Raw genomic sequence first — 8,920 nt, forward strand, 5'->3', positions numbered from 1 at the left:
ACACGAGAGTTAGTCAACTTCTCCTATTGGCCAATAAAGGCGGTGGTTCCCCATTAAACGGGTTCCACCTGCTTATGCTTTTTGCAGACATACCGGAAGCCCTTATCACCGCCCGATCCCCATAACGTTCCCGCATTTTGTCCAAGGCCTGGTAGAGGCTTATGGTTTTATCGTCGTCCTCAAACAAATCGATTTGATGGCCTCCCTCTACCAAATGGCTGAACTTAACCCCTATTAACCTTACCAATAATCGTCTTTGGTACAGTTTGTTACAAAGCTCCAACACCACGGGGATGATGTGATGGTCGGCAGCACTATAGGGAATCCGCTTTTGCTGTGTATAGGTCTGGAAATCGGAGTACCTTATTTTAAAGGTGATACATGCGGTTAACTTATTGCCCCTGCGCAATTGATAGGCCAGGTTTTCGGCCATGGCAATGATGATGCTCTTCAGTTTATGGACATCAGTGGTGTCCTTGTCAAAGGTGCGTTCGGTTGAAATGGACTTACGCTCGTGGTACTGTACCACGGGGCTGTTATCGATGCCATTGGCCTTTTTCCAGATGGAAATACCATTCTTGCCAAAGACCTTGTACATCATTTCCATCGGCATCTTTTGGATAGTATGGATGTGCTTGATACCCAAATCACACATGGCCTTATAGGTCACATTGCCCACCATAGGGATTTTTTTAACGGATAACGGGGATAGAAAAGGCTTTTCATTGCCCATGGGAATTTGTATTTGGTTATTGGGCTTGGCCTCTCCCGTGGCGATCTTGGACACCGTTTTGTTGATTGACAGCCCAAAGGAAATGGGCAGCCCCGTTTCCCTGATGATACGAGACCTAATTTCAGATGCCAATTGCAAACAGCCAAAGAACTTGTCCATACCCGTTAGGTCCATATAGAATTCGTCGATTGAGGACTTCTCGTAAAGTGGCACGCTTTCCTTGATGATTTCGGTAACGGAGTTGGAAAACTTTGTGTAAATACCCGAATTCCCCCTTAAAACAATGGCCTCGGGACATAATTGTTTTGCCATTCTCATGGGCATGGCCGAATGTACGCCAAACCTACGTGCCTCATAGCTACAGGAGGCCACTACGCCCCTATCGGACGTACCACCGATCAATACGGGCTTACCGATAAGCTTACTGTCCAGGAGCCTTTCACAGGACACAAAGAAGGTGTCCAAATCCATATGTACTATCGATCTCTGGTTTGTCATAAGGCCAAGGGTTTATCGGAATATCTCGGGTCTTCAATAATGGCCAGGCGTTCCATTTTAGAGACTTCAATGGTCAAACAATCGAATTCTTCCATGACCTTTCCGGTAATGGTGTAAATGCCCTTGCCCCTAAAGGGGTATTGCTTGGCAACCGGAGGGAAATGTACCGTATCGATAAAATCGCCAGCCACATCCAAAAAGGTACCGAAGTACATGGTCTTGCCATTTGAGGTCAAGGTTCGCTTTATCGTTACCAAATAGCCTTGGATGGTTACTGTATTGCCAATGTTGTTGACCAAATCAAATGCCCGCATCGGATCCGTTAACGGCTCCAACAACAATTCAAACGGACTGCATAGCGAGTACCCCAATAGCTCTATTTCGTCAAAGGCATCCTCCAAAGTACTTTGGGGGAGTTCTGGAACGGTAAAGGCTTTGCGTTGGGGCTTGAACAATGTCATGTCATGTTCGTCCCAAGTCGTCTTGCTTACTTTCATATGGGCTTCCCACAACAAGGCTCTTTTGTTTTTATTGGTGAATCTAAATGCATTTATTTTAATTAGAATTAAAAGCTGTTCAATGCCTATGGCTATACGATCAATAAAATCATCCAAATCAAAGAACAATCCATTCGCTTGACGTTCCTTTACAATAGTGCTGCCAATTTTATGCTCAAACGAATGCAGGAACTTAAAACCTATGTATATGGATTTCCCCTTAATGACCGTATCGACACCACTGTTGTTGACACAGGGCGCTTCAATGATGCCGCCATGCATGCGCGCTTCATGGACATAGTATTCCGTTTGGTAATAACCACCATAGTTATTGATGGTCGCCACCATATATTCCAATGGGAAATAGGCCTTAAGGAAGAGGCTTTGGTAGCTTTCCACCGCATAGGAAGCGGAATGCCCCTTGGCAAAGGCATAGCCGGCAAAGCTTTCTATTTGACGCCATATCTCCTTGGTGAGATCGAAAGATTTATTGGCCTTTTTACAGTTCATAAAGAATTGGTCCTTGACCTTTAAAAACTCGTCCCTTGACCTGAACTTACCGGACATGCCGCGGCGGAGCATATCGGCCTCCCCAAGGTTCAATCCCCCAAAAAAATGGGCGACCTTGATCACATCTTCTTGATAGACCATAACGCCATAGGTCTCGGGCATGATATCGAGCAATACTGGGTGGGCATCCTTCCTGCGCTCGGGATAACGGTAGCGCATGATATATTCGCGCATCATCCCCGACTTGGCAACCCCAGGGCGAATGACCGAACTTGCAGCGACCAAGCCCAAATAGTTATCCACTTGAAGCTTTTTTAGGAGCATGCGCATGGCTGGGGACTCTACATAAAAGCAACCAATGGCCTTAGCGTTCCTTAATAGGTACTTTATCCGCTCGTCTTGTTTAAACCGTTTGATATCATGGATGTCAATTGGTGGCTTATCGGGATGGTTGTATTTTACGATTTCAACGGCATCCCTGATCTTGCCCAGGCCCCGTTGGCTTAAAATATCGAACTTATACAATCCAATATCCTCAGCAACGACCATATCAAACTGCGTAGTCGGAAAGCCCTTTGGCGGCATAAAGGTGGCCGTGTAATACTGGATCGGTCTTTCGGAAATGATAATGCCCCCGGCATGGATACCCAGGTAATTAGGGAAGCCCTGTATGCGCCTGCTATAGGTAATGACCAACTTGGACAGATCGTCCAGTGTACTGTAATTGAACGTTCCCGAGGTCAATGTGTCAATTTCCTGCTTAGGTAAACCGAACACTTTTCCCAGTTCGCGTATGGAGGCTTTAAACTTAAAGGTATTGTAAACGGTAATCAGGGCGGTGTTCTTAAACCGTTTGAATATAAATTCGGTAACGTCATCCCTATCGGTCCAGGAAAAGTCGATATCAAAATCGGGTGGGTTCTTTCTATAGAGGTTAATGAACCGTTCAAAATAGAGATCCAGTTCAATGGGGTCTACATCGGTAATACGCAACAGGTAAGCCACAACACTGTTGGCACCGCTACCTCGGCCAACATAGAAATAGCCCTTGCTACGGGCATACTTTAGGATTTTCCAATTGATCAGGAAATAGGACACAAAGCCCTTTTCCCTGATAATATTAAGCTCTTTACTGATACGATCCAACACCTTGTCTCCAACGGCATCGTATCGGTAAGCTATTCCCTGATAGGTCAGCTTCCTGAGCAGCCTAAAATCCAAATCCGTATTACCCGTATAGGATTCCTGGTTGTTTGGTCTTTCCCGTGAAAAATCAAATGCAATATGGCAGGCTTCTATCAAGGCTTTGGTGTTGGATATAATTTCGGGAAAGTCCGCAAACGCACTCATGATATCATCCAATGGTTTTACGACCTCATGAGTTGTGCCCTGCTCTTCCAAAGGGAGCTTGCTCAACAGGGTGTTGTTATCGATGGCACGCAATAAACGATGGGTGTTATAATCTTTCTTGTTTGTAAAGGACAGGGTTTCAAGGATGACCACTTTATCCAAACGGTTCACTAATTTTGAAAACCTAAAGCGGTTGAGATCCTTTAGGGATATCCCGACAAACTCATCTTTTCCTGATGGTTCTTCCATATGGTTTTGATAGGGGTAAATGGTGATCGTATCTTGAATGTATTGCGGCCTTTCAGGAAACGGCAAACCATGGTGCAAATGATGGGACAGGTACGCATTGATACGCATAAAGCCATTATTGTTCTTGGCCAGCAACACAAACTGTTGCTTTGCACCATTTCTAAAATCGACCCCAAGGATGGGTTTTATATTGTAATTACTGGACAAGCGTACAAAATCCAGACAGGCCGAGGTGTTGTTGATATCGGTCAGTGCCATAGCGTTAGTGCCATAGTACCGCCCAATTTTAAGCAGGGTTTCCGGTGCTATGGTACCGTAGCGTAAACTGTAATATGAATGGCAATTGAGATACATATAGTAACAAAACACAAAATTAACTACAATATGTAGTTATTATTGCTTAATTTTGTAGCAATATGAGTTATTTTGCTATCAACTTTAAGCATTTAAGAACCCTAAAGGGGTTCTCACAGGAGCAAATGGCCGAAGAACTTGGCATTACGCGCTCCAGGGTCGGGTCGTACGAAGAAGGCCGGTCTGAACCGCCCTTGGATTTATTGTCCAGTATCTCGGACTACTTCAAGTTGCCCATCGATGCCATGGTGAAGAACAACCTTAGCAAGGTTTCCGACACCTCGTTTATCAATATTGGTAACCAAAGAATCCTGTTCCCCATTACCGTAAGCGAGGAGAATGAGGACTTGATTGAAATAGTCCCCAATAAGGCTACGGCTGGTTATTTAAACGGTTACGATGACCCGGAGTATATCGAGCAGTTGGAAAAAATCAAACTGCCCTTCCTGCCCTCTGGCAAGCACCGTACCTTTCCCATAAAGGGCGACTCCATGCTTCCCGTAAAGGATGGTTCTTATATTGTGGCCCGTTATGTAGAGGATATCCAGGATGTTAAAAATGGGAATACCTATGTTGTTTTAACGCTAAACGAAGGGATCGTTTATAAGCGCATCAGATTCACTGAAAATCCCGAGACCCTCATGTTGCATTCCGACAACAGAAACTACCAACCCTACGAAATACACAAAAAGGACATCTTGGAACTGTGGGAGTTTACCTGTTGTATCAATACGCAAGAGTATGACGAGAGCGAACTGAAGATCAGTAGTATTGCCCAGATGTTACAGGAATTGGGCGTGGAACTGGAGCAGCTTAAAAAGTTATAGAATTAGAATAAGGTATCCTTATCCAGAGGTGCAACAAACTCAGGCTTGTTAGTGTCGATCCCTTTTTTATATAAATCCCTCGTTACGGGATGTGCCCTAAAAGGTCTATCACTAAAACCGGTTGCCATGAGTTCATTAAGCTGCGGTTGATTTAATCCAGCATCCAACCAATCTTCATAATAATGATCTGCCAAAACCAGGGGCATCCGTTTGCGCTTGTTATGGATCTCAGCAAAGAACGGATTGGCCTCCAGTGTTAAAATGGTAGCCGTATACAGGGCATCATCCAATTCGTTGTACAGTCCGGCAAATAAAAACAGGTCACCTTCGAGATGTTCATTTGAAGGCTGAAAACAGAAATAGGGAATGGACACCCCATTTTCATGGTGTGGCTCAAAAAAGCCATCGGCCAGCACTAAACAGCGTTTGTCCTCGGCACTGTCCTTATAGGAAGCCCGTTCAAAAATATGTTCTGAAGTCGCATTGAGCGTGTTGCTCTTTTTCCAAAAGGCTTCAGGGTCGTGTGTTCCCCAATCGGGTACCAGTCCCCATTTGGCTGGGTAAATGGATTCGGGCTCATTCATTTTAATGATATAGAGGTTGCCATGGGAAAAGCCGTTTAAATGGTAATAGGGATCGTAATCCAATGGATCTTCAAAAGTAGCCCCTATTTTGTTCAACAAGCGTTGCTCAATTTCTTCTCTTTTTTTCCGTAACGAGGTAGCATAGCACATGTTACTAATTTAATAAAAAATAGTGAGCTATAACTTTTTGCCCCTTCCCAAACATAGATCATTACGTCCCGGACGTATTGAACAGGGACGAAATTTCCTTATGGATCTTTATAAAATTACTTTCCATTTCCAAAGGTGTAACCTTTAAAGGGGTAGGCAGCTCTCTTTGTATTTCGGGGTGCCTGAACAGCACCTTTCTATCCTTACCATCCGCAAACACGACAAATTCCCCCTGCTTTAGCCTAAAGAAGGTTTCTGCCCTACGTTTGGGCACTTCCCGTTCCCCTTTTGTAATTCTAGCCTCCCAGGACAGTCCCGTCCCTTTGCTTATGCTCCGGGTCGGGTTCTTGATGATCTCGAAAAAGCGTTCGTAATATTTGGCCGTATCGGGATCGTTTACCTTTCCAAAGAACTGATAGGAGAGGTTGCTCAATATGGCTTTACTGGCCTTCTCCCCGTAGAGCATATCGTTCTGTACCTTGTCCTGCATCACATAAACCGTAGCAATGTCATAGCTCCGTAGTGTCGCTGGAACACGGTGCATGTTGGGCAATCGTATGGTCGGGGCTTCTTCCAACAGTACAAATGAAGGCAATTGGTTGCGTTCGCTCATCTGTTTGGTAATGGTGTGTACAATAGTGGCAATGACCGGGGAAAGCGAGGCATCCTTTTTAGGGTTATTGACTATGGATATGACCGCCGGGTTTTCCGGACTGTTCACGTTTAACGGGATCTCGTCTGCCGACAGTGCCATAAATATCTTCTTGGTGCTGATCTTCTTAAAGGCATTGGCCAGGGTACTCTTCACCCCTGCCGTTTGCCGCTCCGACCCTACGCCGCTGATAAAGGCATCGGCCATGGCCCTGGAGGTCAGATTACCTTTCAGGAATTTTAGAAGGCTCATGGTATTTATTTGCTGGTAAAGGGCTATCAAATGAGGGATCGTACAATAATCGGGATAGTCGGTCTTTAACCGCCATATGAGCCCACTGATAAGCCCCTCCACGGCATCCTTGAAAAAACGCGAGGTACTGTTGTCATCTCCTTCCTTTGTCTCTAATAAATTCTCCAAAAGCACTCTGGACACCTCATAGACGCTTTCTTCATCAGGCAGATATCTTGGGGCTATGGGATTGACCCTGCAATAGATGGGATCGAAGGATACGATATAGAATTTGTGACCACTGTTTCGGAACAAGGGATAGGCCATTTCGGTGATCTCAAAGTTCTTATAGTCATGGATTACTCCACAAAACTCATATTTCTTAAAGTGATCCATTAAACTGTAGATCACACTTTCGGTCTTTCCACTGCCTGCGGCTGCAATTACTGAGATACCCCGACGTATGTTTTCCAACACCAGGTTATTCCCCCTGGTCTTCATAATTACTTTATATTCCTTTCTAAACTTTTCGCCTTTGGTAGTTCCGCCATAATAGGCATAGCACATCACATTGATGAACTGTAATGGTACAACCATTAGGAGTAATCCTTTCACCCCGGCTTGAAAACCTACCCCAAGCTCAATAATAGTTAAAGACAGTACTAAACACAGCACTATCACAAAAAAGCCATGTCTTGCATACCTGTTGGCCGTATAAGCTATAAGTCCTCCAAAGATCCATGAGGCAATAAGCACATGTAATTGAACGTCTATCATAATGTTTGGTTTAAATACCTATGGAACCTGAGTTAATAGCCACCTCTACGCCTCTTTTAAGTTTCATCAGGGCCTTATAGGCCACCTGTACTTTATTGGTCGGGATGGTCGGCACGTTGACACCAGCCTTAAAAAGCATTTTGAAAGCGGCCTGTTTCTCCGTTATCGGCAACCCTGACAGTATCGCCAAAAACCGCTTGGGATCTTTGTCCAATGCATTTCTTGCCCTATAACTTTCCACAAAGTTTCGGTTATACTTGAAGGTCTGGTCAAAGGTCTTTTCGGCAGCCTGGTAAAACTTATCCCTATCAAAGCCCTGCTTTATAGTTTTCCCGTTAAGAGTGGTTTCAGCAGCTTTATGTTGCGACAGTGGGGAGAGTTTAAAGCTATTGGTTGCGTCTTTATGACTCACAATAATGTGTACATGGTTTTGCATGCCTTCTTTTTTCATACCCCTTACGATGCGTTTTCCATTAATTTTATGGGGAGCATCCCTTTCCAAACGGTCTATTTCCTTTCGTATACTTTTGGCATTCCCTATAACCTCTCCCCGTTCTATCCTTCTCACCTCTTTTTGGAGCTGCAATATTTTTGTGGCATAGGGCTGGTTCTCCCGGATCTCTTTGTCAGTGCCTTTATAGGTGCGCTGTTTTTCTATCCTGGCATAGTATTTAATATCATCCACAGTAACTTGATTGTTTCTATGGAATGAGGCTGCATAATCCTTCATAAGTTCCCTAACATACTGACGGAGTTTTTCGGGGTCGTTGCTTATTGCTTTCAGTTCACTTTGGGAGGGGCTGACTACCATGGAATAAAACCTGGGCTCTTTCTTGTTTAGTTTTGTAGTGTTCTGGTCGATCTGGGAAATGACTTCCTCTGCACCTATTTGGTCATTGTACTGGTCAAAGAAATGCTCTTGAAGATCGGGATGCACCGTTTCATTTTCTTTTTCCAGATAGTTCACAAAATCCCGGACACTCCCCTTAAAATTTTCCCCTTGATGTTGTTTGGAAATGGTAATATACATACTTATGAATTTTTAATGGATCGTTTATATTTTTCTAATTCTTCTGAAGACAGTTCCAACTTTAAATTTCTTAATATGTCCTTACTTTAAATATATCCAATCGTACTGAGAATTTGAAATGCAGAATGTTCCCAAATACTCCGTTTTAGAACCAAGTTTTATGATTTTCGCCAATACTCAAAAAATGGACAGCAATTTATAACTGGACGCCATGGAAAGTTGACTATTTCAGGTTCTAAAAAATCAATTATTACATAGTAATAATCAACTTAAACTGAACAGTAATGATAATTGTGAACCCTAGCTAGGGGATCTGTTTTTTTAGCTCCTTTTATTTCCTTTCATTTAACGTCATAATGAACTAAACCACTATGGACTGAAAGTCCATAGGTTTGTTACACGAGGGGCTAAAGTCCCTCTTTTTACTCTAATATAAAATTAGAGTTATCTGAATTTGGTTTTCTATGATGCTCTAAAT

General features: G+C 43.7%; 6 protein-coding genes. 1 reads left to right on the plus strand and 5 read right to left on the minus strand.

The genetic code is table 11. The annotated features are described in order from the left end of the window. Window positions 1-13: 13 nt before the first annotated feature. Together dinB and ABD792_RS11980 are read right to left on the minus strand one after the other, a co-directional pair. Window positions 14-1,231: a DNA polymerase IV gene (gene dinB / locus ABD792_RS11975; RefSeq protein ID WP_345006337.1), complete on the minus strand. Its 1,218-nt coding sequence runs from the start codon at window positions 1,229-1,231 to the stop codon at window positions 14-16. Continuing rightward, on the minus strand, window positions 1,228-4,191 hold the full coding sequence (locus ABD792_RS11980; RefSeq protein ID WP_345006338.1) for a DNA polymerase III subunit alpha: 2,964 nt from the start codon (window positions 4,189-4,191) through the stop codon (window positions 1,228-1,230). Before ABD792_RS11980 ends, dinB begins: the two co-directional genes overlap by 4 nt. Window positions 4,192-4,253: 62 nt before the next feature. Between ABD792_RS11980 and ABD792_RS11985 the strand changes: the two genes are divergently transcribed. Further along, window positions 4,254-5,018: an XRE family transcriptional regulator gene (locus tag ABD792_RS11985; RefSeq protein ID WP_345006339.1), complete on the plus strand. Its 765-nt coding sequence runs from the start codon at window positions 4,254-4,256 to the stop codon at window positions 5,016-5,018. A 2-nt stretch (window positions 5,019-5,020) separates the two neighbouring features. Here the strand turns inward: ABD792_RS11985 and ABD792_RS11990 are convergent, their stop codons facing one another. The 3 genes from ABD792_RS11990 to mobB form a co-directional block, all read right to left on the minus strand. Then, on the minus strand, window positions 5,021-5,752 hold the full coding sequence (locus ABD792_RS11990; RefSeq protein ID WP_345006341.1) for an SOS response-associated peptidase: 732 nt from the start codon (window positions 5,750-5,752) through the stop codon (window positions 5,021-5,023). A 61-nt stretch (window positions 5,753-5,813) separates the two neighbouring features. Then, the gene (locus ABD792_RS11995) at window positions 5,814-7,412 is read right to left on the minus strand and encodes a type IV secretory system conjugative DNA transfer family protein (protein ID WP_345006343.1); all 1,599 of its coding nucleotides are present in this window, start codon (window positions 7,410-7,412) and stop codon (window positions 5,814-5,816) included. A 10-nt stretch (window positions 7,413-7,422) separates the two neighbouring features. Continuing rightward, the gene (mobB, locus tag ABD792_RS12000) at window positions 7,423-8,442 is read right to left on the minus strand and encodes a MobB family relaxase (protein WP_345006345.1); all 1,020 of its coding nucleotides are present in this window, start codon (window positions 8,440-8,442) and stop codon (window positions 7,423-7,425) included. Window positions 8,443-8,920: the final 478 nt, after the last annotated feature.

Origin of the sequence: Snuella lapsa (genome assembly GCF_039539345.1) — a bacterium.
Classification (GTDB): domain Bacteria; phylum Bacteroidota; class Bacteroidia; order Flavobacteriales; family Flavobacteriaceae; genus Snuella; species Snuella lapsa.

Coding starts and splice junctions, on each gene's coding strand:
- dinB (WP_345006337.1), bottom strand. CDS start 1,231: ATGACAAACCAGAGATCGATAGTACATATGGATTTGGACACCTTCTTT.
- ABD792_RS11980 (WP_345006338.1), bottom strand. CDS start 4,191: ATGTATCTCAATTGCCATTCATATTACAGTTTACGCTACGGTACCATA.
- ABD792_RS11985 (WP_345006339.1), top strand. CDS start 4,254: ATGAGTTATTTTGCTATCAACTTTAAGCATTTAAGAACCCTAAAGGGG.
- ABD792_RS11990 (WP_345006341.1), bottom strand. CDS start 5,752: ATGTGCTATGCTACCTCGTTACGGAAAAAAAGAGAAGAAATTGAGCAA.
- ABD792_RS11995 (WP_345006343.1), bottom strand. CDS start 7,412: ATGATAGACGTTCAATTACATGTGCTTATTGCCTCATGGATCTTTGGA.
- mobB (WP_345006345.1), bottom strand. CDS start 8,442: ATGTATATTACCATTTCCAAACAACATCAAGGGGAAAATTTTAAGGGG.